Source organism: Paenibacillus yonginensis (assembly GCF_001685395.1).
Lineage (GTDB): Bacteria > Bacillota > Bacilli > Paenibacillales > Paenibacillaceae > Fontibacillus > Fontibacillus yonginensis.
This window is the reverse complement of the sequence record NZ_CP014167.1, coordinates 1,567,251-1,590,210: the sequence shown is the minus strand read 5'-3', so window position 1 is coordinate 1,590,210 and position 22,960 is coordinate 1,567,251. Positions and strand designations below refer to the sequence as shown.

The 22,960-nt window shown below is 49.3% G+C and carries 22 protein-coding genes and 1 pseudogene; 8 read left to right on the top strand and 15 right to left on the bottom strand.

Annotation, left to right across the window (positions count from 1 at the left end; genetic code table 11):
* Positions 1-4 precede the first annotated feature (4 nt).
* Positions 5-496: a GNAT family N-acetyltransferase gene (locus AWM70_RS07300; protein ID WP_068695061.1), complete on the bottom strand. Its 492-nt coding sequence runs from the start codon at positions 494-496 to the stop codon at positions 5-7.
* A 292-nt stretch (positions 497-788) separates the two neighbouring features.
* Between AWM70_RS07300 and AWM70_RS07290 the strand changes: the two genes are divergently transcribed.
* On the top strand, positions 789-1,982 hold the full coding sequence (locus AWM70_RS07290) for a transposase (protein WP_016311143.1): 1,194 nt from the start codon (positions 789-791) through the stop codon (positions 1,980-1,982).
* Between the two features lie 93 nt (positions 1,983-2,075).
* Here AWM70_RS07290 and AWM70_RS07285 read toward each other — a convergent pair whose 3' ends face one another.
* Entirely contained in the window at positions 2,076-2,546 is a 471-nt protein-coding gene (locus AWM70_RS07285; RefSeq protein ID WP_083180158.1) for a GNAT family N-acetyltransferase, read from the bottom strand.
* Between the two features lie 101 nt (positions 2,547-2,647).
* Here AWM70_RS07285 and AWM70_RS07280 point away from each other — a divergent pair, with 101 nt between their 5' ends.
* Positions 2,648-3,115 carry a MarR family transcriptional regulator gene (locus tag AWM70_RS07280; RefSeq protein ID WP_068695057.1) on the top strand — a complete coding sequence of 156 codons (468 nt, stop codon included), beginning with the start codon at positions 2,648-2,650 and terminating at the stop codon, positions 3,113-3,115.
* A gap of 180 nt (positions 3,116-3,295) precedes the next feature.
* Positions 3,296-4,741 (top strand): MDR family MFS transporter, encoded by a 1,446-nt coding sequence (locus AWM70_RS07275; protein ID WP_068695055.1) that lies wholly within the window; start codon positions 3,296-3,298, stop codon positions 4,739-4,741.
* 92 nt (positions 4,742-4,833) lie between these two features.
* Here the strand turns inward: AWM70_RS07275 and AWM70_RS07270 are convergent, their stop codons facing one another.
* The 3 genes from AWM70_RS07270 to AWM70_RS07260 form a co-directional block, all read right to left on the bottom strand.
* Complete coding sequence (locus AWM70_RS07270; protein ID WP_068695053.1) at positions 4,834-5,721, bottom strand: hypothetical protein; 888 nt, start codon at positions 5,719-5,721, stop codon at positions 4,834-4,836.
* A gap of 280 nt (positions 5,722-6,001) precedes the next feature.
* Positions 6,002-7,540: a glycine betaine uptake BCCT transporter gene (locus tag AWM70_RS07265; protein ID WP_068695051.1), complete on the bottom strand. Its 1,539-nt coding sequence runs from the start codon at positions 7,538-7,540 to the stop codon at positions 6,002-6,004.
* Positions 7,541-7,716: 176 nt separating this feature from the next.
* Entirely contained in the window at positions 7,717-8,190 is a 474-nt protein-coding gene (locus tag AWM70_RS07260; RefSeq protein WP_068695049.1) for a hypothetical protein, read from the bottom strand.
* Between the two features lie 461 nt (positions 8,191-8,651).
* Between AWM70_RS07260 and AWM70_RS07255 the strand changes: the two genes are divergently transcribed.
* A complete protein-coding gene (locus AWM70_RS07255) occupies positions 8,652-10,289 on the top strand; it encodes a glycosyl hydrolase family 18 protein (RefSeq protein ID WP_068700459.1) in 1,638 nt (545 codons plus the stop codon).
* 104 nt (positions 10,290-10,393) lie between these two features.
* Here AWM70_RS07255 and AWM70_RS07250 read toward each other — a convergent pair whose 3' ends face one another.
* The 3 genes from AWM70_RS07250 to AWM70_RS07240 are packed head-to-tail and all read right to left on the bottom strand — an operon-like array spanning position 10,394 to position 11,464.
* Entirely contained in the window at positions 10,394-10,828 is a 435-nt protein-coding gene (locus tag AWM70_RS07250; RefSeq protein WP_068695047.1) for a rhodanese-like domain-containing protein, read from the bottom strand.
* 2 nt (positions 10,829-10,830) lie between these two features.
* Complete coding sequence (locus tag AWM70_RS07245; protein ID WP_068695045.1) at positions 10,831-11,160, bottom strand: rhodanese-like domain-containing protein; 330 nt, start codon at positions 11,158-11,160, stop codon at positions 10,831-10,833.
* Positions 11,161-11,194: 34 nt separating this feature from the next.
* Positions 11,195-11,464: a metal-sensitive transcriptional regulator gene (locus tag AWM70_RS07240; protein WP_068695043.1), complete on the bottom strand. Its 270-nt coding sequence runs from the start codon at positions 11,462-11,464 to the stop codon at positions 11,195-11,197.
* A gap of 346 nt (positions 11,465-11,810) precedes the next feature.
* Between AWM70_RS07240 and folE2 the strand changes: the two genes are divergently transcribed.
* Entirely contained in the window at positions 11,811-12,734 is a 924-nt protein-coding gene (folE2, locus tag AWM70_RS07235; RefSeq protein ID WP_068695041.1) for a GTP cyclohydrolase FolE2, read from the top strand.
* A 39-nt stretch (positions 12,735-12,773) separates the two neighbouring features.
* Here the strand turns inward: folE2 and AWM70_RS07230 are convergent, their stop codons facing one another.
* Positions 12,774-13,613: an AAA family ATPase gene (locus AWM70_RS07230; protein ID WP_068695039.1), complete on the bottom strand. Its 840-nt coding sequence runs from the start codon at positions 13,611-13,613 to the stop codon at positions 12,774-12,776.
* Between the two features lie 280 nt (positions 13,614-13,893).
* Between AWM70_RS07230 and AWM70_RS07225 the strand changes: the two genes are divergently transcribed.
* On the top strand, positions 13,894-14,631 hold the full coding sequence (locus AWM70_RS07225; RefSeq protein WP_068695037.1) for an AzlC family ABC transporter permease: 738 nt from the start codon (positions 13,894-13,896) through the stop codon (positions 14,629-14,631).
* Positions 14,622-14,939: an AzlD domain-containing protein gene (locus AWM70_RS07220; RefSeq protein WP_068695035.1), complete on the top strand. Its 318-nt coding sequence runs from the start codon at positions 14,622-14,624 to the stop codon at positions 14,937-14,939. Before AWM70_RS07225 ends, AWM70_RS07220 begins: the two co-directional genes overlap by 10 nt.
* A 38-nt stretch (positions 14,940-14,977) precedes the next feature.
* Here the strand turns inward: AWM70_RS07220 and AWM70_RS07215 are convergent.
* The 4 genes and pseudogenes from AWM70_RS07215 to alr form a co-directional block, all read right to left on the bottom strand.
* Positions 14,978-15,990, bottom strand: a pseudogene (locus AWM70_RS07215) (tryptophan--tRNA ligase).
* Positions 15,991-16,065: 75 nt separating this feature from the next.
* On the bottom strand, positions 16,066-16,488 hold the full coding sequence (locus AWM70_RS24375; RefSeq protein WP_068695033.1) for a Ger(x)C family spore germination protein: 423 nt from the start codon (positions 16,486-16,488) through the stop codon (positions 16,066-16,068).
* A 298-nt stretch (positions 16,489-16,786) separates the two neighbouring features.
* Positions 16,787-17,422 carry an FMN-dependent NADH-azoreductase gene (locus AWM70_RS07205; protein ID WP_068695031.1) on the bottom strand — a complete coding sequence of 212 codons (636 nt, stop codon included), beginning with the start codon at positions 17,420-17,422 and terminating at the stop codon, positions 16,787-16,789.
* Positions 17,423-17,568: 146 nt separating this feature from the next.
* A complete protein-coding gene (gene alr, locus AWM70_RS07200) occupies positions 17,569-18,741 on the bottom strand; it encodes an alanine racemase (protein WP_237167900.1) in 1,173 nt (390 codons plus the stop codon).
* Positions 18,742-19,011: 270 nt separating this feature from the next.
* Here alr and AWM70_RS07195 point away from each other — a divergent pair, with 270 nt between their 5' ends.
* On the top strand, positions 19,012-20,418 hold the full coding sequence (locus tag AWM70_RS07195) for an amino acid permease (RefSeq protein ID WP_068695029.1): 1,407 nt from the start codon (positions 19,012-19,014) through the stop codon (positions 20,416-20,418).
* Here the strand turns inward: AWM70_RS07195 and AWM70_RS07190 are convergent.
* Positions 20,415-21,347, bottom strand: a complete 933-nt coding sequence (locus tag AWM70_RS07190) for a D-alanine--D-alanine ligase (RefSeq protein ID WP_068695027.1) — start codon at positions 21,345-21,347, stop codon at positions 20,415-20,417. The genes AWM70_RS07195 and AWM70_RS07190 overlap by 4 nt on opposite strands.
* Positions 21,348-21,413: 66 nt before the next feature.
* Positions 21,414-22,877, bottom strand: coding sequence for an aminotransferase-like domain-containing protein (locus AWM70_RS07185; protein ID WP_068695025.1), 1,464 nt, complete (start codon positions 22,875-22,877; stop codon positions 21,414-21,416).
* Between the last annotated feature and the right edge of the window lie 83 nt (positions 22,878-22,960).

Genomic DNA, 22,960 nt, shown 5'->3' with positions numbered 1-22,960 from the left:
TTTTTTATTTTTTGGTACTGAATTTCTGGATGTAATTTCCACTATCAGGGCTATATCTTTCAGTAAAGTTTCCGTCTGTATAATCCTCAATGACGTTTCTCCAAAAAGAAATAGCAGGAAGATTATTTTTGATTTGGGCCAGGGACCAATTCGCCTGATACATGTTAAATGCTTCTACTGCTGCTCTTCGCCCTACCCCAGTCCTTCTATACTTATGTAAAACCATAAAATCATAGATTACGTGAGTTGGATCAGGATCAGTATCCATGTTTTCAAACAACACTATCAAGAATCCGGCAATTGCACCATTTACTTCGATGAGAAAAGGATTCCAACGCTCGTCACCTTCCCAATAAAAATCAATATCGAGCGCATATTTTCCATTGGTATCAACATCGGTATCCATGTATCTGCTAAAATCATATTCATAAAACTGATACAAATTGATTAAGGTGTCTTTGTTTTCCGCCCGAACCGGTACAAGTTTAAGATTCATTCGTTATCCCCTTTTTAGAAAGTCTCATGATATTTTCTCCCCATTCCATCAAACCTGCTCATATTCGCTTTTCAAAATACTCATTCTGATCACATCCCAATACCGGCCTTTCTTATAGATCTTCTGTCTGGCTCTGCCTTCTTCTTTAAAGCCGTTTTTTAAATGAGCGTTTTGCAGTAATCTGAGGCCTTGAGCCGTAAGGATTTTCGGACATAAAAAAGGGACTTCACCCCAACTTGGAGAAGTTTTCAAGTGACCAAACCCAAAAACCTCAAGGATGGAGGAAGTCACTTTGTATATTCTCCAAGAATGTCTGTTTTCCTTCGAAGAACTTTTAAAAATTCAACCCAAGGAGAGATTGCCGATCTTCTTCAGCTCTCTCGATCTGAGACCGTATGCCAAGGAACTGAGAAGCCGTTCACCCCGAGGCGCTGAGGGATACTGCAGACAAGGTATTCTACGAGCACTCTTGGCTGCGCCGCTTGAAGGAATAAGTACCTTTTCAGGGTTGCATAAGCGTTTGGATACGGATCTCCGGTTTCGTTATCAGTGTGGTCTTCCGCTGGATCGAGAAGCTCCTTCCATATCCACATTAAGCCGAGTTTTCTCAGAACTGACGAGAAAGGACTTGGCAAAACGGCTTTTTGAGGATTTGGTCACACGCTGTCAGCAGGAAGGTATCATAGAAGGCAGTAACGTCGCCATAGACAGCGCCGCTCTCCGCGCTTACGAGAAAAAGCAGCCCAAACGCAAAAGCGAGCAAACGGGTAATGCGAACTGGGGCGCAAAAATTGATTCCTTCGGCAATAAAATCACATGGTTTGGTTACAAAATTCATCTGGCGGTCGATACGAAAAGTGAATTGCCGATCGCCTTGGAAGTAACGCCGGCGCATGTCAATGATGGAGAAATGGCGCCGGGCCTGATCGAGAAAACAGCGTCCAGGACGAGCACACGATTTTTCATACTCGATGCGGGCTACGACCAAATGAAAGTTTATGAGGCCGCCCGCAACGTCAAGGCACAAGCCATCATTCCCCTTAATCTTCGGGGGGAGAAGGAACCGCCTGCTGGCATGACCTCGAACGGAACACCGTGCTGTTCCATGGGTTATGCGATGACATACTGGGGAGTTGACGGCGATATGCATAAATTTCGCTGCCCGCATGCCACGGGTAAAGTCGACTGTCCGCTTGGCATGGCTGCCTGCTCGTCTTCAAACTATGGAATGGTCGTCAAAGTAAATGCGAAGGATGATCTCCGGCGATACAGCATCCCTCATCGGGATACAAAGCGTTGGAAGGAACTTTACAATGAACGAACCAGCGTAGAACGCTGCAACTCCCGATTGAAAACCTATTTGACGGCAGACGCCGCACATGTCCGGGGCATTCAGAAAGTCACAACTCACCAGTATTTGAATGCCATTGTTCTGCTTGCATCTGCGCTCGCCGTTTCTCATCATTCAAAACGGGCTGCCGCTTAAAAAACGAGCTGTTCTAAAATTCTGCAAGTCTGCCCTTTTCTTCATCCATATAATACCATTTTCGAAAATTACCCCTTAACGACAGTGAATATGCTATCGCTTCTTCTCTGAAACGGAATTATGCAAAACACTCAAATAACAGTTGTAGGCTCTTACATTAAACTCATAGACATCAAGCTCCAGCCTGTTCAAATTCAGTTCCTCGAAAGCGAACTTCTGCAGAACCCGGATCGCTTCACTGCCATAACCTTTGCCTAAATTGTCTTTGCTTCCTATTACAATCGCCAGAGAAGCATGCCGATTCTTCATGTTTATGGCATATAGTTCAATCTGGCCTATAAAGTCCAGTGTGTCCTTCGAGGCAATGATAAAACTTTTGTTGCTGGACTTCCCCTCCATATTCATTCTCACAAAGGATTCCGTCTCTAACCGGGAATGCGGATATAAGAAAATGTCAGACAAAGTGCTCGTAATTTCCGGATCATTTACCCATTGCCTGATCGCATCCAAATCTGAATCGCGGTAATCCCTAAGAACAATTCTCTCTCCATAATAGTGCGGCATAGCTAAACATCCTTTCGTTTAGGGTTTCTTGTTCACGGATGGCTCAATTCCTGAAATCATAATATAATGTTGATATGTACGAGCGGTTGGGGGGATAGGTCATGAACAAACAAGAACAGGTCATCTCGGAATTCAGGGATTTATTTAACAAGATGGTTTGGCTTAACAAAAATAAAATGGAAGACAACCTCAAAGGCTACAAACCTTCTGAAGTTCATTGTATCGAATCCATTGGAAAAAATGTAGATCCCAACGTGACCAAACTCGCGGAATCCTTATATATGACCAAAGGCGCCATCAGCAAAATGACCAAGAAGCTTATGGATAAAGGCTTGATCGAAAGCTACCAGAAGCCAGGCAACAAGAAAGAAATCTATTTTAAGCTTACGGAGCAAGGAAAGGTCGTTTATCACATCCATGAAGAACTGCACCAAGAGTTCCAGGAGCGGGACAAAGCCGTATTTGAGCAGATTACGGAAGGACAGCTTGAAAGCACACTGCGCTTCATAGACCAGTACAGCAGACATTTGGATGCAGAAATAAAGAAACAAGGTTTAGAAATCAATTAAGCAAGCCCTTTAAATCCGAATCAAGAAAATGAAGTCTCACCAGCCAGCAGCCCAGTTCTGAAGAGAACGGGCTGCTTTTTTATTCTGAAATTTTTATTGACAAGGAAACAAAAATGAATTACTTTTAGTTGAAAAAGAAACAAAATCATTCTTAACGAAACCCTTTGAAAGGAGAATAAAATGACAACTTCTCAAATTAAACAGCAAGGATTACCCAAAGAAATTCTTATGGCCGCTTGGGCGATTGCCCTTGGAGCCATTGCCCCTATGCTTGACTCCACGATGGTGAACATCGCCGTCGACAAATTAAACAAGGATTTCAATACGACGCTCAGCACGATCCAATGGGCGATTACAGGGTATGTTTTAGCCCTGGCGATGGCCGTTCCGTTATCCGGCTGGCTTATGAACAAATTTAACGGTAAAAAAGTCTTCATCGGCGCCGTCATCGCCTTCGGTGTCACTTCTGTTTTTGCCGGATTGAGCTGGAACGTTTCCAGCTTCATCTTGTTCCGTTTGCTTCAAGGCTTTAGCGCCGGGATCATTACTCCGCTTATGTCCACGCTTCTGGTCAAAACAGCGGGTCCGAACAATCTGGGCAAAGTGATGGCTATCGTCAGCACACCCATGATCTTTGGTCCCATTCTTGGCCCCGTAATCGGAGGTTTCCTCGTTCAAGGCGCGTCCTGGCACTGGATCTTCTTCATCAATGTGTTCATCGTTGTGATTGCGGTACCCCTAATGATCAAAACAATCCCGGACTTCGAACCCTTCAACAAAGAGAGTAGATTGGACCTATTCGGCATGATTGCGTTGTCCTTCATGAGTGCGGCCTTGATTTACGGCATTACGAAAGCGGCGGACCATGCCTCGTTCAACAATGGTGAAACCCGTCTGTGGTTGGGAATTGGCCTTGGTTTAGCTGTCATTTACATCGTGTATAACCGAATCCGAAACCATCAAACCGTGCTCCCCATGAATTTGTTTGCCCACAGGAGCTTTTCGGCCTCCAGCATCGGCTTGTTCCTGGCCAATATGGCCGTTATGGGACCGATGTTAATTCTGCCTTTGTTCTTTCAAACCTTTCGTCACTTCACAGCCATTGAAGCAGCGCTTGCGTTGATTCCTCAAGGCATCGGGATGCTGATAACCAGACCTTTGATCGGAACCCTGATTGATAAGATCGGTGCCAAATACGTCGTGATGGTCAGCCTTGTTCTGTCCCTGATCGGATCGATCCCGCTGATTTTCATTACGGATCAAACCAACATGATCTGGATTGCCCTTGTATTGTTTATCCGGGGTACCAGCTTCGGCGGGATTATGCTTCCGCTCACAAGTGACGCTTATACAGGACTTGAGAACAAACAGCTTCCGGAAGCGGGTGTAGGGATTAATATGATAGAGAACCTCGGCTCAAGCTTTGGTTCAGCCGTAATCGCTACCGTTGTCGCAACCGCAGGACACGCGGGACAGGGTCTGCAGCCAACCCTTGCAAACGGCTTGAAAGGTTATCATGCAGGCTTCTTGGTTTCAGCGATTGTCCTCGCCCTTATCTTCATTCCGGGACTGTTCCTCACGCATAAAAGTATCAGACGCGCCCTTCGAGGTCGGCTGACCCGTTAGATGAAAAACTAAAAAAACAGCGGCAGCCCGGAGGTGTATATGATTTCCGGGACTACCGCTGTTTTCCGTTCAGTTAAATGATCTAATCCTGTTTACTTGTTCAGCCTCTGCTGAATCATAACCGTCAGCTCGTCAAAGGTATTCCAAACGATCGGCCGGACCTCTTTGAAGGATGAGGAGTATTGCCCGGTTCCGGTTTCCCCGCCGTTTATCGTCCATATGACCGGAAGATTCAAAGCAAGCGCATATCCGGCGGCCAAATAGACTTCCGGAGAATGGTCCGTTAAGTCGGCGATGACCGCTTGGCTCATGGCAACGACTTCCAAAGTATTTTGCGAGTTTGACTGAGGCAGCATATGCGGCAGATAGCCAAGCTGCTCAATTTTTGGGAACAATGTCTCCTGCCACTGCGCTCGCAGCTCCGGTCCTTTCGAAAGGAGCACAGAACAATTTTTCAGCTTTTTGCCTCCTGCCTGGGCAGCGGCTTCCTTCCATCCTTTTGCCGTAAGCCGGAAGCTCATGCCCTCCCTGATAAGCAGATTGTCGCTGCTGAGCTTGTCCAGAATATACACCAGTTCCTGCAGATTGTGAGAATATGTCAGGTTATAGCTGGCCGACAAAGGCTGAATCACTACCGGATCCCCTTCCCGGTCTGCATGCCGATATAAATACTGCAGCAGGCGGCCGCCTTTAGCTTCCATAGTTGCCGGAATTTGAGGGTCATTGACAATAGCATCCAAATCATCGGCTGCTATTGTCACTTGTTCGCCGCGGTCTGTTTGCTCGCGAATATAGGCGGAGATGATATGCAGCGTGTCGCGTTTTTTAGGATGCGGCAGCGACTGAATCGGTTCATAGCTGTCTCGGTGCAGATTATAGAACCCGCCGGGAGAGCAGGCACAATCTATGAATCTATCGTAATTCCCTTCGGGTTGAATCACAACGATCTTATCGCAGAATAAACAACGTTTCTTGATCATAAGCACTTATCACCTGTTATTTTGGATTGTATCTCCCTACCTTACCAAAAATTTGCGGTGAGGTGGACATGAAAATAATTCCAACCACAGGATCTTAAGGCCGATTAAACGTTGAAAATCAGAGTACGTTATATTATTAATTACATTAATTATTTATTATATTAAGTTTAAAATCCTTTAGTTTTCCCTGCCTATTCCGTCTACGACAGTTTATCCATTCAAGGCATTTAAGGATGAGGCTATTCTTTTTCATTCAGTCGTCTTTGTCTCTACGTGATTGTCATTTCGCCGCGGTTGATTCCTCCAACAGCTGTTTCAGTTTCATCCGCTGCTGCTTCTCTTTCCTGCGGCGTTCCTTGTCTTCAGCCTGCAGCGCTTTGAGCAGCGAGAAGCACATGCCGATCAAAACGACGGCAAATGGCAGCGCGGCTGCTACTGAAGCCGTTTGGAGCCCATTTAAACCGCCGCTGATCAGCAGGACGACTGCAATGCCCGATTGTAAAATCCCCCAGGTTATTTTGACTTTGTTGCTCGGATTCAAGTTTCCATCCGATGTCAGCATGCCGAGTACAAATGTTGCCGAATCGGCTGATGTAATAAAGAAGGTCATGATCAAAAGCGTGGCAATAAAAGCTATGATTGTACCTAAAGGAAGCTGCTCCAGCGTAATAAAAAGAGCCGTCGTCGTATCTCTCTGAACAGCCTCCGCCAAATTCGCAAAATCGAACATTTCCAGCTGCAGGCCCGTGCCGCCAAATACCGAAAACCAGATAAATCCGAACAAACTCGGAATAATCATCACGTAGATGACAAATTCCTTAATGGTTCTGCCTTTGGACACCCGGGCAATAAAGGTGCCGACAAAAGGAGCCCAGGCAATCCACCAGGCCCAGTAGAACAGCGTCCATGCGCCAATCCAGGTACTTTCGGAGAACGGCGTGAGCCTTAAGCTCATGTTGATTATATTTTGCAGGTAGCTGCCCAAAGTCGTCGTAAAGGTATCAAAGATAAAAGAAGTCGGTCCTGTTACCCAGACAAACACCATGAGCAGTAAAGCAATAATCAGGTTAGCGTTGCTCAGGATCTTGATTCCTTTATCCAAACCTGAGCTTGCCGACAGCAGGAACAAGACAGTTACCACGGTTATGATGAGGATTTGAGACCAAGCCGTGTTCGGAAGTCCAAACAGGTGATGGAGGCCCCCTCCAATTTGCAGCGCCCCCAGCCCAAGCGAGGTGGCCACGCCGAAGATGGTAGCGATCACAGCCAGAATGTCGATGGTTTTGCCAAGCCATCCGTTGACCAGCCGCTCGCCAAACAGAGGAATGAAGGTGAAGCTGATTAACCCTTTATATCCTTTTCGAAATTGAAAATAAGCCAGAGACAAAGCTATAACCGTATAAATCGCCCATGGATGAAGCCCCCAATGAAAAAAGGAATAACGCATCGCCAGGCGAGCCGCCTCCGTTGTTCCTCCTTTAGCCCCTTCCGGAGGAGATAAGTAATGGGACAAGGGTTCCGCTACTCCCCAAAAGACAAGTCCAATCCCCATACCTGCGCTGAACAGCATGGATAACCAGGAAAGGGTGGAATATTCCGGTTCATCATCGTCATCACCCAATCGGATATTCCCGTACCTGCTGAAAGCTAAATACAGCGCAAATAGCAGAAAAAACAATGTCGCGAGCAAATAAAACCAGCCAAAATTTTGAATAGAGAAATTATAGGCTTGATTGGCCGCAGCAGCCAAGCTATCCGGGGCGATTGCTCCCCATAAAGCAAATAATATAGCGATGATAAGTGTGATTGTGAATACCATGGCAACCTCCATTTAACTCGTTGGCGGATCTTGTTCACAGTATGTGCCAACGCAGGCAGGAATATTTCGTTTACAGGGAACAAACTTCATTGGCGCACAGATGGGGAGCGCGGTGTAAGCCAAAAAGAACCGCCACGCTGCTGCGGCGGTTCCTTCCATGCTTGTAATCCGGCTAATTACTGCTGATAACCGTTTTGCTGACCATTTCCCATGGAACCGGCAGTTCCCGGGTTGCTCACATTCAGATGGCTTGTGCTGTTGAAGCCGGTTTGTCCTTGTCCCATCGAAGCGTGACTGCTATAGCCGCTTTGTCCAAAAGAAGGCGTCCCGAAGGCAGGCTGGCTGTAGCCGGTGTGCTGATAACCAGCGCCCATTGCCGGATTTTGAACGGTGTGTTCGATCTGGTTAACCAGATTGGAAATCTGTTGGTAATGCTGCATAGCCATATGGTGTCCTTGAAGCGCTTGCTGAATCGTTTGTGCGGCTTTACGTTCGCGCTGAGAAAGTTCTTCAAGACGCATTGCATTTTGCTGCTCCTGCTCCAGCATTTGTTGATACATGGCAGTAGCCTGTCTTGTTTGCTGCTCAAGCTCACGGATCGTCTGCTCGATTTGACGGATTTGCTGGGACACATTCATAGGGTTCATCATTCCATTTATTCCTCCTCAAGGGATTTGGCTTTCCGAAATTCAGAATTGCCTTTCCTGCCCGCTTATATACCTGAAGAGAAACACACCTTTCTAACTGAAAAGAATTTGAGAAAATTCCCCCATCATAGTTGGATTTTATCCCTAGACCCCTATCTAAAAATGGATGAAAATAGAACTACCTTCACCTGCCCCTAAGGAATGGGGTGCAGCCATCTATCGCCTATTCATCTGACCATCTGTCTACCCAATCTACTTATCTGCCCCTTCCTGTTTTCTACTAATCTCTCATGGCTTACCGTACAGCAAGATTCCTGAAGAAGTTCTGTCGGATTTTGAAGTTCAGCTCCAAACGTTAGCGCTGAGTGAAGGTCCAATTCAAACAGCGGGAGGTGAAACCGAATACAAGCTTCCGGTCGATGAGCATGTTTTCAGCCAAATTTTGGAACGAGGGAGGCAATTCGATGATGTGGCTTAAGAATAAAAAAGCTCGTAAAACCTTCTCCATCGTCATGATCGCCGTACTTATCCTTACGCTGTTCCCCGCTTTGGGCTCTTCTGTCAAAACCGTCACAGCCGCACAGGATTACAAGCTTGTCGGCTACTATCCGTCGTGGGCGGCTTATGCCCGGGGATACAACGTTTCGAACATTGATCCGACCAAGATGAACGTTATTAATTATGCTTTTGCCGATATTTGCTGGAACGGCATTCATGGGAATCCCGACCCGACCGGCCCTAACCCGGTCACCTGGACCTGTCAGAATGAACAGGCCCAAACCATCAATGTGCCAAACGGGACGATTGTCCTCGGCGATCCTTGGATTGATACAGGCAAAAGCTTCGACGGCGACAAATGGGATGATCCGATTAAAGGCAATCTGAAACAGCTCTGGAAATTGAAAGAACGGAATCCGAACCTGAAGACCATCATCTCTGTCGGCGGCTGGACCTGGTCAAACCGATTTTCTGACGTAGCTGCCTCCGCAGCCACACGGGAAGTTTTTGCGAATTCGGCTGTCGATTTTATCCGGAAATATCAAATGGACGGCGTGGATCTGGACTGGGAGTACCCGGTAGGCGGCGGCCTTGCCGGCAACAGCGTCCGTCCGGAAGATAAACAAAACTATGTACTGCTGCTTCAAAAAATCCGTGAAAAACTGAATGCCGCCGGTCAAGCGGACGGCAAAACCTATTTGCTGACCATCGCCTCCGGTGCCAGCCCTTCTTATGCAGCCAATAACAATCTGGCCGGAATTGCTTCCGTGGTCGACTGGATCAATATTATGACCTATGACTTCAACGGCTCCTGGAACACGACAACCGGACATAACGCACCTCTTTATTATGATCCTGCCACTGCCGCTACAGGCTTGACCGATCCGCAAAACTTCAACATCGACAAGGCGGTCACCACCTATTTGGCTAACGGTGTGCCGGCCAATAAACTTGTGCTGGGCATGCCCTTCTACGGACGCGGCTGGGGCGGCACTCCAAGCAATGGCAACGGCCAATACCAGACATCCTCGGGTATTTCGAATTCAGGAACCTGGGAGAACGGCAGCTATGACTTCTACGACCTTGAGGCCAATTATATTAACAAAAATGGTTACATCCGTTACTGGAACGATACGGCTAAAGTCCCTTACCTGTACAATCCTTCGACCCGCACCTTCATCAGCTATGACGATTCGGAATCGATTGGATACAAGATCAGCTATTTAAAATCCAAAGGACTGGCTGGCGCCATGTTCTGGGAGCTGAGCGGAGACCGAAACCAAACGCTGCTTAACAAATTAAACGCGGATCTTCCCGGAGGCCCTGTTCCAACTCCATCTCCAACACCGTCGCCTTCGCCAACTCCTGCCCCAACACCAACGCCGACACCTGGCCCGACACCGACACCTACGCCAAGTCCTACTCCGGCTCCCACGCCTTCTCCAACCCCTGCGCCAGGCATATCAGCCTGGGCTGCCGGCGTATCCTATCATGTGGGTGATGTAGTGACTTATGGCGGAAAGACCTATACTTGCTTGCAGGCTCATACCTCCATCGTGACATGGGAACCACCCAATACACCGGCTTTATGGAAGCTGAACTGATTGGAGATAACAAAACGATAAAAAGCGGTGCCCGATGTACAATAGGGTTTTCCCCCATTGTGCGCGGCAGCGCTTTTTCTTGTTATGCATACTATTTCTGAAGGTTATAAACTGAAGCCTTGTTGATTGGGACAATCCGCCTTCGTAATGGAGGCCAGATTTCGCCATTCCTCATGTTGAAAGATATTTCCGCGGATGGCATACAGCTTGTGAAAGCCCTTCTTCCGCAAAATTCTAGCGGCCTTCTTCGTTTTGAAAGGATGAGCGGACACAATAACCACACATTGTTCGGGAGACAAAGCTTTTCTCCACACGTAAGGCAGACGGCCCAATGAAATATTGACAGAGCAAGGCAGGTGAAGCTGCTGGAAATCAGACGTGTCCCGGACATCCAGCAGCTTCATCTCCGGGCACTGCTTTCTCTTGTTCTTCCAGTCCCCAATATCGACAAAGGAGAGGTACTGAAGAGGCCAAAGCTGACGGACCAGCCAGACCAAGAACATGCCTCCTGCTCCAAACATAATGATCCCCAATATCATGGTCAATTGGACTCCCTTTCACCAGTCAGCTCCCCGGTCCATTTCAGAAGACCGCCGGTCAGATTGACGACTTGGAAGCCCCTCTCATGCAGGATTTCACAAGCAAGGCCGCTGCGGCCGCCGCTTCTGCACATGACAACCCATTCCTTGTTCCGGTCAAGCTCCCCGCACCGTTCAGGAAGAGCTCCTAAAGGAATGTGTTTGGCCCCGGGAAGATGGCCTTCAAACCACTCACCCGGCTCGCGCACATCCAGCATCATCACCGTTTCTCCTTGATGCAGCCGCTCTTCCAGCTGCTCAGGCGAAATTTCTTTGGGTACTTTAAAAGCCATTCATTCGGCCTCCTTTATTGTTAAAGCCATTTCATCAGCGGCTTTTGACCAGCAGTTCAATAGCTTGCTTCACTAACTGGTCCGTGTCCGGATTTTCAGCTGCTTGTTCTTCGTAAATGCACCTGCTCAAGTTCTCCGCCACAATTTGAGCTATGGCTTTGTCGGCTGCGTTTCGGACGGCCGATAGCTGAGCCACGACGTCCTTGCATGGTTTTCCTTCTTCCATTAGACGTAGTACGCCCCTGGTTTGCCCTTCAATTCTTCGAAGACGAGCTTTGATCTCATCCGGATAATGATAATTCATTTGTGGCGCCTCCTAGCTGCTTAACCTTTCCTATACCCCAGGGGGTATTATAATCGAAACTCCTGTCCTGGATCAAGGCAATCGGTAGAATTTTCAATAGCAGAACTACCATTATTGGTCAGCGGCAGCAAAAAACCGGACCTCCCTGACATGGAATATTTTCTATATTTTGTTAACATCTTCTATTGAACATCTTTACTCGTGAAATGATATAGACATGTCTGTACTTACACGCTGCGTCAAGGAGTAAATTGACAAGGCTCGGAATCATTTTTATACTGTTAATAGTTATTATTACGATTAAGCAACCAAATAAAATTCAACAAGAATTCTAGGAGCTATCATTATGAAATCATATGCTGCACAGCCGTTTCCTTCGAAAGAAGAGCGTCTTATCCGATTTGGTTCGGTTCCGCCTATTCCCGGCAACAAACCGACTACCAAAGAAGAAATGCCCGATCTTCAGAATCGGAGCCATGATTATCTGTTTAACATCAACCAGGTAGGTATATGTAAAGTCCGTCATCCGATTAAAATCCGCTCGGAGCTGATGCCGGACCTTCAAACCACCGTTGCCGAATTAACATTGACGACGAGTCTGCAGCGGGAGTCCAAAGGAATCAATATGAGTAGACTGACCGAGCTGCTTGAGCGGTACAGACGGGAGAATTGGGAAGCGGACTTTGAGGGACTTCAGCGGCTCGCCACCGAAATGGCCGAATACATGGGGCAAACCCAGGCGGAGATCGAGCTTGAATTCCCCTGGTTCTATGAACGCAGTTCCCCTGTTTTAGGAATGACGGGTCTAAACCATTCTCAGGCCTCCATGAAAGTTATCTACAACCAAGGGAACCCCTTGGAATTTGTCTTGAAGCTCCAAACGGCCGTTACCACCTTGTGCCCGTGCTCCAAAGAGATCAGCGAATACAGTGCGCATAACCAGCGGGGAAATGTGACGGTTACGGTGGAATTGGACGAGACCTCCCTTCCGCAAGGCGATTGGAAAACGCTCCTGCTGGATGCCATAGAATCCAACGCCAGCTCTCCCCTACATCCTGTCCTTAAACGTCCGGACGAGAAAGCCGTTACAGAAAGAGCTTATGAGAATCCCCGTTTCGTCGAGGATATGGCGCGGCTCGTTGCCGCCGATTTGTACGAAATGGATTTCATGAAGGCTTTTAAGGTGGAATGCCGGAACGAAGAATCCATTCATCTGCATGATGCTTTAGCGGTCATTAGTTTTGATAAAACAACAGAAGCGGCCCTTTGAGGGACCGCTTCTGTTTTCTTTTTCCGGCATCTTATTTGTTTACTCCAATTCTTCGGCTAGACTCCGTTCATTGCGTTGAGGCAGATATTCACCGATAGACGTCTGTAGCAGGCCTGCAGTCAAATTCTGGCCAGTGATAATCGCTTTTCTTTTCGCTTTAAGCATGATTTGCTCAATATCGGCGTAACTGCAGCCCTGGAGCAGGTCAACCGCACGGCTCTCAAAGACGTCTTCCGTCTCAAATTTATCGACCACCAGGCGGATATACTCCTCCCGGCAGCTGCGGTCAGGCGGTAGGTAATTCATTTTGGTATCGAAGCGGCGCCAGATCGCATGATCAAGCTCGGTCTCCAAATTAGTCGCCGCCATAAAAATACTCTCGCCGCTGAACTCGTCCAGACACTGCAGCAGCGTATTGACCACCCGGGACATCTCCTTGACTTCATCATTATTGTCACGCGTACGGGCCAAAGCGTCGAATTCATCCAGAAACAATACGCAGGGCACGGCCTTGGCGTATTCGAATATTTTTCGCACATTGCTGCCTGTCTCTCCCAAATGGGCATGGATCAGCGTATCGAGCCGGGCAAGCACAAGCGGCAGTCCCAGCCGTTCGGCCAAATAGAAAGCAGTCAACGTTTTGCCTGTCCCCGGCGGGCCAAACATCATGATTTTGTTCGGAACGGGCACATCATGCTCTTCGAATTGTTCTTTCATCGCTAATATAGCCTGAAACTCTTCTATAATCGTCTTGTTAGCCGGGGATAACACGATGTGTTTGGCTTTGCGGGAACATTCCTTCGGGGAATAAACGGTGGCCATGTCCATGCCTTTAGCGGTGGGAAGGCGGCTGCTGTTGAACCGGTTGCTTTTGCTCATAATCTGTTAAACTACTCCTTCATGTCCCTGTTCAATGCTTCCCTACTTCTTCTTTGCCCCGCATTGTTCCTCGGTCGCTGTTCGTAGGGGAGCTTGCTTTATGGTCTAATCGTAATAATTACGAATTATATTGCTATTGTAGCCAGTTCCTTCTATAACGTCAACTTTTCAGCAGCGCAGCACTTCGATTTTGGGAAATCCATAGTTTTTCTTCCCGCTGTCATTGTATGATGAAAGTTATACGATAGGTTTACGAAACATTAAATAGAGAAAGAGTTGGATGGCTTTGCAGGAGAACTTAACCGCACCTAATTATGAACCACACATTCAGGAAGAACGTTTTCTCCAAGGGGTCAAAAGCTGTATCCCCACATTATTGGGCTATTTGAGCATTGGCTTTGCTGCCGGTGTTGTCGAGAAAACGGCCGGGCTCAGCATAGCTGAAATCCTGCTGATGTCCGTGCTCATTTATGCCGGCTCTGCCCAGTTTATTGCCGCAGGCATGCTGGCCGCTTCCGGTTCGCCGGCCGCGATCGTGCTTACGATCTTCTTCGTCAACCTGCGCCATTTGCTGCTCAGCGCCGCTTTATCGCCATATTTCCGGCATCTCTCCCCGCTCAAAAATCTGCTCGTAGGCGCACTGCTCACTGATGAAACATTTGGGGTGGCCATTCATCAGGCAGCTATGAAGCACAGGCTTTCGGAGAAGTGGATGCACGGCTTGAACTTAACAGCTTATCTGAACTGGATCATAGCCAATATCGCCGGCGCTTTTCTGGGGCAGTGGATTGCTGATCCCGAGCGGCTCGGGCTGGACTTCGCCCTGCCGGCCATGTTTATCGGCCTTTTGGTGCTGCAGCTGATCAGCCGCAGAAAGCTTAAAGCCGATCTGCTTGTGGCCTTCTGTTCGATCTGCCTGGTTGTCGCGTTAAGTTATTTGACCTCCAGCAGCATTACGATCATCTTGGCAACGATAGCTGCTGCAACTCTCGGAATGGCGGTGAGCAAATGGAAATAAGATGGGAGGTCTTCCTGATGATTGTCGGCGCCTCGATCGTCACCTTGATTCCGAGAGTGCTGCCGCTTGTCTTGCTCAGCCGGATTCAAATCCCGGAATGGGGCATGCGCTGGCTGAATTTTGTACCTGTTGCCGTGATGGCCGCTTTGATCGGACAAGAATTGCTGGTACAAGACGGGAAGCTGTCGTTTGGCGCAGAAGTGATCGCTGCGCTTCCCGCTGTTGCGGCAGCCGTCTTGACCCGCAGCCTGCTGGCGACCGTTATTGTCGGCATGCTGGCCATGATGGCGCTGCGTTTCTTTTTGTAGCTGCGCGTACAAAACAAAATGGTTAATCGGTTATTCAACTATCTAAAGCGCCCGATCTTCGTTTTTACTTGTTCAAGCAGCGGTTGAGCCATTGTGCGTGCTTTCCGTGCTCCTTCAGCTAGAATCCGATCGATCCGGTCCGGATCGGCCATCAATGCATGGTATTTCGCACGAGGTTCTTCCAAGTAACGGTTCATCACCTTAAACAGCTCCTGTTTCGCTTCTCCCCAGCTGATGCCGGTCTGAAATCTGCCGTGCAGCCTTTCGGTTTCTTCGGGTTTGGCAAATTCCTTGTAGAGCAGAAATACGCTGGAGGTATTCGGATCTTTAGGTTCGTTTGGCGGCGTCGAGTCCGTCTTGATTTTTTTGATCCTTTTCTCCAGTTCTTCGGGCGGAGCAAAAAGCGGGATCGTATTGTTATAACTTTTGCTCATTTTCCTGCCGTCGAGTCCGGGAACAACTGCCGTGGTTTCGTCCACTACAAAGGTTGGCAGCCTGAAGGTATTCCCGAAACTTCGATTGAATTCCTCTGCAATATCTCTGGCAATCTCCACATGCTGGATCTGATCTTTGCCTACTGGCACTTGATCGGATTGAAACAGCAGGATATCTGCCGCCATCAGGATCGGATAAGTAAACAACCCCATGTTAACTCCGTTGTCCCTCTCCATCCCCGTCTGTTCATTCTGGTCCACTATCGCTTTATAGGCATGGGCACGGTTCATCAGCCCTTTTGGGGTCAAACAGGACAAAATCCAGTGCAGTTCAAATATTTTTCAAATATTTCCGGCACATCCGACTGACGATAAAAAAACACCTGCTCGGGGTCCAGACCCATAGCCAGCCATGTCGCCGCAATCCCGTAGGTTAAACGATTGAAATCCGCTTTGTTTTGAATAAACGTCAAGCCATGGTAGTCGGCGATAAAATAAAGAGATTGGCACGTGTTGCCTGCCGCCATCCGAAGCGCGGGTTTGATTGCCCCGACATAGTTGCCGACATGCACCTCTCCTGTGGGTTTGATGCCCGTAAGGACGATTTGTTGAGCCATGTTCTTTCCCCTCCTCTTGGAAAAATAAAAAGGGGCTTCTCATCCGGAAAGGACGAGAACCCCCGTGGTACCACCTTAATTAGCCCGCTTTGGCGGACTCGCTTGGCGTATCGCACCTGCATGAATAACAGGTTTTAATACGTGTCTCTTGTAACGATGAGACTTTCGCCAAAGGCATGATCGGATCCAGGCCAACCTCCTGCATTCGCCTTTCAAGTTCATAAGAGAATGTTGGCCTACGATAAACGGGGATTCCGTACCGTCTTTGCTTAACGCCAGAATCAGCGAGTTGCCAGACAATCTCTCCGATATCGGTTGGACATAAAGGACCTCCTGCGCTGAAGGGCAGGGCACGGCAGTAAAAACTAAAAGCTGAATATCCCTTCTTCGCAGCATCCAATCCGCTGCCTGCCTGATGTCTTGTTGGGCCAGGCCTTCTCCAAAAAGCATCATCTTACAATGGCCCAAATCCAGCTCTTTATCCAACAAGGAATACACTCAAGATCAAAATCCCTTCACCTCATAACCGGACGGAAAGAAACAATAACCCTAATTGGTCCAGTCTGAATTGATTAATGGTTTGTACCAATAAGGAAATCACGCCAAACACCGCTATAATCCACCAGTCAGCTTTGCTACCCTACAAATCGGCCGTTTTATCTAGATTTTACACAACAAAAAACGCAGCCAGGCTTAACCTGACCGCGCTTTAGCGGGTCTGAATTTCATTTGTTCTCTTCCACTTTGGGATATCGTATTACGGATGGGGGACCCGTCCGGTTGCGAGTTGGTCCGGTTAAAAGGTTTTGGCCAGCTGATGCGCCCGCTCAATAGCCTGCTGCTTGATGGATTCCGCTTTGTCCGGCATAGCGGCCATCCCTTCCGCAAATAACCCTTCGAGATTTGGAATCCCGATAAAGCTCATCACCACTTTTAAATGGCGGTGGGCCATTTCGAGATCACCGATCGGACCCTCTGAATAAACGCTGCCGCTCGCCTGGATGTGCAGTGCTTTTTTGCCGCCCAGCAGTCCGACCGGACCATTTTCCGTATATTTGAACGTTTTTCCCGCTACGCAAATGGAATCAATATAAGCCTTCACAACCGGCGGATAAGAGAAGTTCCACATCGGCGTAACAAATACGTATTTATCGGCAGCAGCAAACTGATCGACAAGCTCGCCGAGACGGCCGACTTTGGCTTTCTCGTCCGCACTCAGCTGGTCAAATTCGGAGCCGGATCTCAGCTTTCCCCAGCCAGCGAACACATCCGCATCAATTTGAGGGATCGACTCTTTGTACAGATCAACATGAACGACTTCGTCGTTCGGATTGGCTTCACTGTAAGCTTCAATGAAAGCTTTGCCTACAGCCAGGCTGTAGGAGCTGTGATGATCGTTCGGGTGGGCCGTGATGTATAGAACTTGTGCCATAAATCGTTAATCTCCTTCATCGAGTTTTAGAAATATCAAGCCAGAAATCCACTTGCCTGGTTCATCCAATCGAGAAGTATTATGTTCTTTTACAGCACAGATCATGCAGGAAGCAATCATGTAAGAACGGATCATACATGAACAGCTCATGCTAAGAGAGTACGCTTATAAATCCGCGGTACCCGGCTGCCTATTAGGCATAGGACCTCGTAAGCAATCGTCTCAAGCTTCTCGGCAATTTCATCCACCGGAATGAAGGAAGTGTCCGCGTGTCCAATCAGGGTTACCGTTGTTCCAACTGCTGCCTGTGCTGGCAGCCTGATCATACATTGATCCATGCAGATTCTCCCTACAATAGGAGCGCGTACTCCGTCCACCAGCACTTCCTGCCCCTGCAGCCTGCGGATCCAGCCATCCGCGTAACCTATCGGGAGAGTGCCAATCCATTCCTCTTCCTCTGTTTCGTAAGTCGCCCCATAGCCGACCTTTTCGCCTTTGGGCAGCTTTTTGACGTGAATCAGTTTCGTACGCAGGGAGAAAGCTTCTTTTAAGGGCAGCTGGGCCTCATCCTTCACTGCATCCGAAGGAGTGACGCCGTACATGGCCAGACCGACCCTTACGGCATTAAACCGTGCTTTCGGGAATCTCAAAGCGGCCGCACTGTTGCTGCAATGGATCATTTCCGGCTGCCTTGTTAACCTGCCCAGCATCTCTTGAAACAAGCCAAGCTGCCGCTCGAAATAAGCGGTATCCGGCTCATCGGCTGTCGAAAAATGGGTGTAAATGCCTTCCCATTCCAATCTGTCGTCCGCCTGTATAAGACCTTCGATTTCAGTCAGCTCCTCGGAGCTTCGTATGCCGATCCGGCCCATGCCGGTATCGACTTTCACATGCACTTTCAGCCGGTCTTTGTCATGCAGATGCATGCGGGCGTCATTCACCCACTGCTTTTGAAAAATCGTTAGTGTGATGCCGCGAGCAGCGGCCAAAGACACGTCTACCGGCCGGGTCGCCCCCAGAACGAGAATCGGCGCCGTGATGCCCTTGTCCCTTAAAGCCAGCGCTTCGTCCAGGCAAGCTACGGCCAGATAGGAGGCACCAGCCTCCAGAGCGGCGGCCGCAACCTGGACATCCCCATGTCCATAAGCGTTAGCCTTAACTACGGCGATGAAGGCTGTCTCTTCAGGCAGCTGCTTTCTTATTTGAGCAATATTCCAGGCGATATGATCAAGATCCACCTCTACCCAGGTATCCCGGTAGAAAGTTGGGGTTGCGCCGGCCGGTACAGCCGCCGTACTCATCTCTTTTACCATTTGCATTCCCATCGTTCTCATTCACTTCCTGTCTCTTTTCTTGTTCGTCTTTGACTTTCGCTTAAGTCCATCATGACACAGGGGCTGCGAAGACGAAAAGAACCACAAACCGCCGGATTGTCGGCAGTCGTGGTTCTGTATGGTTCGGCTAAATGAAAAAAGGTTGAAATTTGCTCTGGTGCTTTACCAGAAGAAAGTGTATGATTATTACTTGTCGGTTCATCTGGTGATTCACGAAATTATAATCATTTTAACTTAAAGGAGTTTTTGTACAACATGTCCAGACACAAATTAGGCTTCTGGGTCCTGACCGCCCTCGTAATAGGGAATATGGTCGGTTCCGGTATTTTTATGCTTCCCCGCTCCTTGGCGGAAGCGGCCAGTCCGGCCGGAGTCCTGCTGGCTTGGGCTGCAACCGGGTTCGGTGTTCTCATGCTGGCGCTCGTCTTCGGCAGCCTGGCTGTGCGCAAGCCCGAACTCAGCGGCGGACCGCAGATTTATGCGAAGGAACTTTTTCGCGCTGGATCGCACGGCTCTCTTCTGGCCGGATTTATGTCTACTTGGGGGTATTGGGTCGGCAATATCGCCGGTTTTGTGGCGGTAATCACCACATTTACCAGCTATTTGTCCACCTTCTTCCCGGTGCTTACCAGTGATAAGGTATGGCTGACCATCGGCAGCCTGTCTTTACAGGCTGGTAACGTGCTGAGCTTTATCGTCTGTTCCGTGCTGCTGTGGGGGACACATGCCATCTGCCTCCATGGCATCAAAGGGGCCGGACGTTTGAACTTTATCGCGACTGCAACCAAGGTGATCGGATTTGTTCTGTTTATCGTCATTGCTTTATTTGCGTTTCAGCAAAGCAATATCGGACCGTTTGTTGCGCCTCGCACCAGTGAAAGCGGCGCAAGCATCGGGCTGCTCTCCCAAATCAACGGAGCTGCAGTGGCTACGCTTTGGGCGTTCATCGGCGTCGAATCGGCGATGGTATTTGCAGCCAGGGCCCGCCGCAAGCCGGATATCCGCCGCGCCACGATTGCCGGACTGCTGATCTCTCTGGTTCTGTATATCGGAATCAGCCTGCTTACGATGGGGCTGCTGACACAGCAGCAGTTGATTGCTTCCCAGAATCCGCTGGTGGATGGAATATCGACCGTGCTGGGCAGTGCCGGCGGCAAATGGCTGGCCGGTCTTGGCCTGATCAGCCTGCTGGGCTCAACCATAGGCTGGGTGCTGCTCAGTGCCGAAGTCCCGTTTCAGGCTGCCAAGCTGGGGGTGTTCCTGCCCTCTTTCTCCAAAGAGAACGAAAGCGGCATGCCGAAGGTATCCCTATGGGTCTCCAATGTGCTGGGACAAATCTTGCTGCTGTCGACCCTTTCCGGCTCCCTTTCGGCCGCCTTTGACTTTATCATTTATATAGCAACACTGGCTTATCTGGTGCCCTACCTGATTGCTGCCGTTTATCATCTGAAGCTTACCGTGACCGGAGAAACGTATCTACGTGTACAAGAACGGTGGATCGAAGGGGGGATTGGAGCCTTGGCTGCCATTTATTCCTTATGGGTGATTATAGCGGGGACAGCTGATCTGAAGACCTTCCTGCTGGGTTTGGCCCTAATTGTCGCCGGGATTTTGTTCTATCCGTTGCTGCTGCTCGGGAAGAAAATTGGAAAAGCCGTTTAAACCGGCTTTCCCAGTCTGCCAGCTTCGCTTCGTTCGCGAATCGACAGCTCGATAATCCGGTCAAGCAATTGGCTGAAGCCGATCCCGGCTGCCGCTGCGCTTTTGGGCATCAGACTGGTTTGGGTCATGCCGGGCAGCGTATTTGCTTCAAGCACATAAGGGATGCCATCCTTCAGCATCATATCTATACGGGCATAAACACCGCACTTCAGGAGACGATAGGTTTCCAGTGCGGTTGTTTGCACTTGTGCGGCTATTTCCTCCGGCAGCTCAATGACCTCCTCTTCAGCTCCGCCGATCTGATATTTGGCTTCATAATCAAACCACCCGGTCGTTCGAGGCCGAATGCCCAGAACCGGGAGCAATTCCCCGCCCAGAATGGAGCAGGTGATTTCTTCCCCCGGGATGAACTGCTCAACCAGGACGGAGGAATCCCATTCCAAAGCCTGCTGGACCGCCGGCAGAAGCGAAACCTCATCTGTGACAGGCAGAGCTCCCACGCTTGAGCCTCCTGTATTGGGCTTCACGAACACCGGATAACCAAGCTTTTGAACCTCGTCGGCCAGGTGATTTTCCGCTCCCTTTAAGAACAGCCAATCCGGCGTAGCAATTCCGGCCGCCCGAAGCTTCTGTTTGGAGAGATGTTTATCCATGCATAAATGGCTGGAGAACACGCCGCTGCCTGAATAGGGAATTCCCAATGCTTCCAAAGCCGCCTGTACGGTTCCGTCTTCCCCATAGCTGCCATGCAGAGCCAGCAGAGCGAAATCAATGTCCCGGACCTGCTCCGCCAATTCCTCCAAGCGCCCAATCTCTACGGCTATCCCCTCGTATTTGACCGGATCCAGGTTAGCCAGCATTTCTTGGCCGGTCATCAGCGAAACCTCCCGTTCCGACGAGCTGCCTCCCATAATCACACCTACTTTCATGTCGTTTCCTCCCCGTTGTTATGATCTCCTGACGAATTTCCGATGGCTTGCTGTTGAATTTCAAACTTATTTTTGGCCTTGCATTCGCGCCGTTGCCCCTATGATGCGCAGCCCTTCCTCGATATCCTCCAGGCTCACTCTTGAGAACCCGATGCGCATCGTGTTTCTGCCGCTGCCGTCGGTATAGAACATATCGCCCGGCGTAAAAACAACTCCTTGCTCCGAACAACTTGCAAGAAGCTTGTGAGTATCAAACCCCGGAGCAAATTCCAGAAATAGATGAAGCCCGCCATCCCCCGACAATCTGGCGTCAGGCAAATATTTTTCACAGCATTGACGGGTCCATTCGTATTTCTTCTTATATTCGAAGCGGGCTCTTTTCAAATACTTGTCGAGGTGACCATTATGCAGGTATTGGAACAGGATCGCCTGGTCAATGGTGGAGGTATGAATGCTTCTCGCCCGCTTGATGCTTTCCAAATAATCGATCAGCTGCTTGTCGGCCAGCACCCAGCCTACCCGCAGACCGGGAAACAGCACCTTGGAGAAGCTGCCGAGATAAACAACGCCGTTTCCTCGCCCTCCAATCGACATTAAAGGCAAGGCATGTGAGCTTGAATAGCGGAGCTCCTCGTTAAAGCCGTCTTCAATTACTGGAATCTGATATTCAGCCATCAGCTTCATGAGCGCGATCCTTTTGGCCGGCGAAGTGACAATCCCCGTCGGATTGTGATAGGAAGGCACCAGATAAGCACAGTCATAGGCCCGCTCCATCAAAGCTTCTTTCAGCTTCCCCAGATGGATGCCGTCATGCTCCATTTCGATTCCCGTTACGTCAAAGCCGTTCAGCTTTAAATTTTTGATCGCGGTCTGATGGGTTGGATTCTCGCATAAGACGGCTCCATGTCTCCGGTGCAGGGCGGACAGGACAATATCGAAACCTTCCGTGAACCCGCTGGTAATCAGCAGATCCTTCCCTTCCAGCTCTACGCCTTTTTGCTCCATATAACGCATCAGCAGCTCGATCAGCGGTTTATATCCCTTGGCATAACCGTAATTCAGCAGAACATGGCCTTCCAAAGCCATTCTGTCAAGAAACGCCCGCTTGACATGGTCCAGATCAAACAGCTGCTCATCCGGTGCTATACTGGTGAACGAAATCGTGCTTCTTCTCGGTGTCCGAATTCCGTTCTTCATGCGGTCCAGCTCCACAGCTTTCCGGGCATAACCGCTCACCCGGGCAGACCAGTCGGTTTGCAGAGCGGGCTGTGATTCCTCGGACGTCCGGTGAACCCCTGCCACGTAGCTCCCCTTCCCCTTCAAGGCATAAATCAGCCCCTCCTCCTCAAGGTCGGAATACGCGGCCAAGATCGTATTGCGGCTCACGGCAAGCAGGACGCTCATTTCCCTTGTGGAAGGCAGCTTCTGATTCTCCTGCAGCGCCCCCTTGGCGATCAGCCGCTTCAAATATTCTTTCACCTGGATGTAGGCCGGCCGGTCCTCATCCTGTATTTTAAAATCGTTAAACATCTTGCACTCCCCTCCAACCCCATCATGCCATATCCGCTTAAAAAAGGAAAAGAACCACGGACCGCGCTTTTAAGCGCGTTCGT

Bases quoted from the DNA above. Each gene is read 5' to 3' on its own strand.
- AWM70_RS07300 (WP_068695061.1), bottom strand. From the start codon at position 496: ATGAATCTTAAACTTGTACCGGTTCGGGCGGAAAACAAAGACACCTTA.
- AWM70_RS07285 (WP_083180158.1), bottom strand. From the start codon at position 2,546: ATGCCGCACTATTATGGAGAGAGAATTGTTCTTAGGGATTACCGCGAT.
- AWM70_RS07280 (WP_068695057.1), top strand. From the start codon at position 2,648: ATGAACAAACAAGAACAGGTCATCTCGGAATTCAGGGATTTATTTAAC.
- AWM70_RS07275 (WP_068695055.1), top strand. From the start codon at position 3,296: ATGACAACTTCTCAAATTAAACAGCAAGGATTACCCAAAGAAATTCTT.
- AWM70_RS07270 (WP_068695053.1), bottom strand. From the start codon at position 5,721: ATGATCAAGAAACGTTGTTTATTCTGCGATAAGATCGTTGTGATTCAA.
- AWM70_RS07265 (WP_068695051.1), bottom strand. From the start codon at position 7,540: ATGGTATTCACAATCACACTTATCATCGCTATATTATTTGCTTTATGG.
- AWM70_RS07260 (WP_068695049.1), bottom strand. From the start codon at position 8,190: ATGATGAACCCTATGAATGTGTCCCAGCAAATCCGTCAAATCGAGCAG.
- AWM70_RS07255 (WP_068700459.1), top strand. From the start codon at position 8,652: ATGATGTGGCTTAAGAATAAAAAAGCTCGTAAAACCTTCTCCATCGTC.
- AWM70_RS07250 (WP_068695047.1), bottom strand. From the start codon at position 10,828: ATGATATTGGGGATCATTATGTTTGGAGCAGGAGGCATGTTCTTGGTC.
- AWM70_RS07245 (WP_068695045.1), bottom strand. From the start codon at position 11,160: ATGGCTTTTAAAGTACCCAAAGAAATTTCGCCTGAGCAGCTGGAAGAG.
- AWM70_RS07240 (WP_068695043.1), bottom strand. From the start codon at position 11,464: ATGAATTATCATTATCCGGATGAGATCAAAGCTCGTCTTCGAAGAATT.
- folE2 (WP_068695041.1), top strand. From the start codon at position 11,811: ATGAAATCATATGCTGCACAGCCGTTTCCTTCGAAAGAAGAGCGTCTT.
- AWM70_RS07230 (WP_068695039.1), bottom strand. From the start codon at position 13,613: ATGAGCAAAAGCAACCGGTTCAACAGCAGCCGCCTTCCCACCGCTAAA.
- AWM70_RS07225 (WP_068695037.1), top strand. From the start codon at position 13,894: ATGGCTTTGCAGGAGAACTTAACCGCACCTAATTATGAACCACACATT.
- AWM70_RS07220 (WP_068695035.1), top strand. From the start codon at position 14,622: ATGGAAATAAGATGGGAGGTCTTCCTGATGATTGTCGGCGCCTCGATC.
- AWM70_RS07205 (WP_068695031.1), bottom strand. From the start codon at position 17,422: ATGGCACAAGTTCTATACATCACGGCCCACCCGAACGATCATCACAGC.
- alr (WP_237167900.1), bottom strand. From the start codon at position 18,741: ATGCAAATGGTAAAAGAGATGAGTACGGCGGCTGTACCGGCCGGCGCA.
- AWM70_RS07195 (WP_068695029.1), top strand. From the start codon at position 19,012: ATGTCCAGACACAAATTAGGCTTCTGGGTCCTGACCGCCCTCGTAATA.
- AWM70_RS07190 (WP_068695027.1), bottom strand. From the start codon at position 21,347: ATGAAAGTAGGTGTGATTATGGGAGGCAGCTCGTCGGAACGGGAGGTT.
- AWM70_RS07185 (WP_068695025.1), bottom strand. From the start codon at position 22,877: ATGTTTAACGATTTTAAAATACAGGATGAGGACCGGCCGGCCTACATC.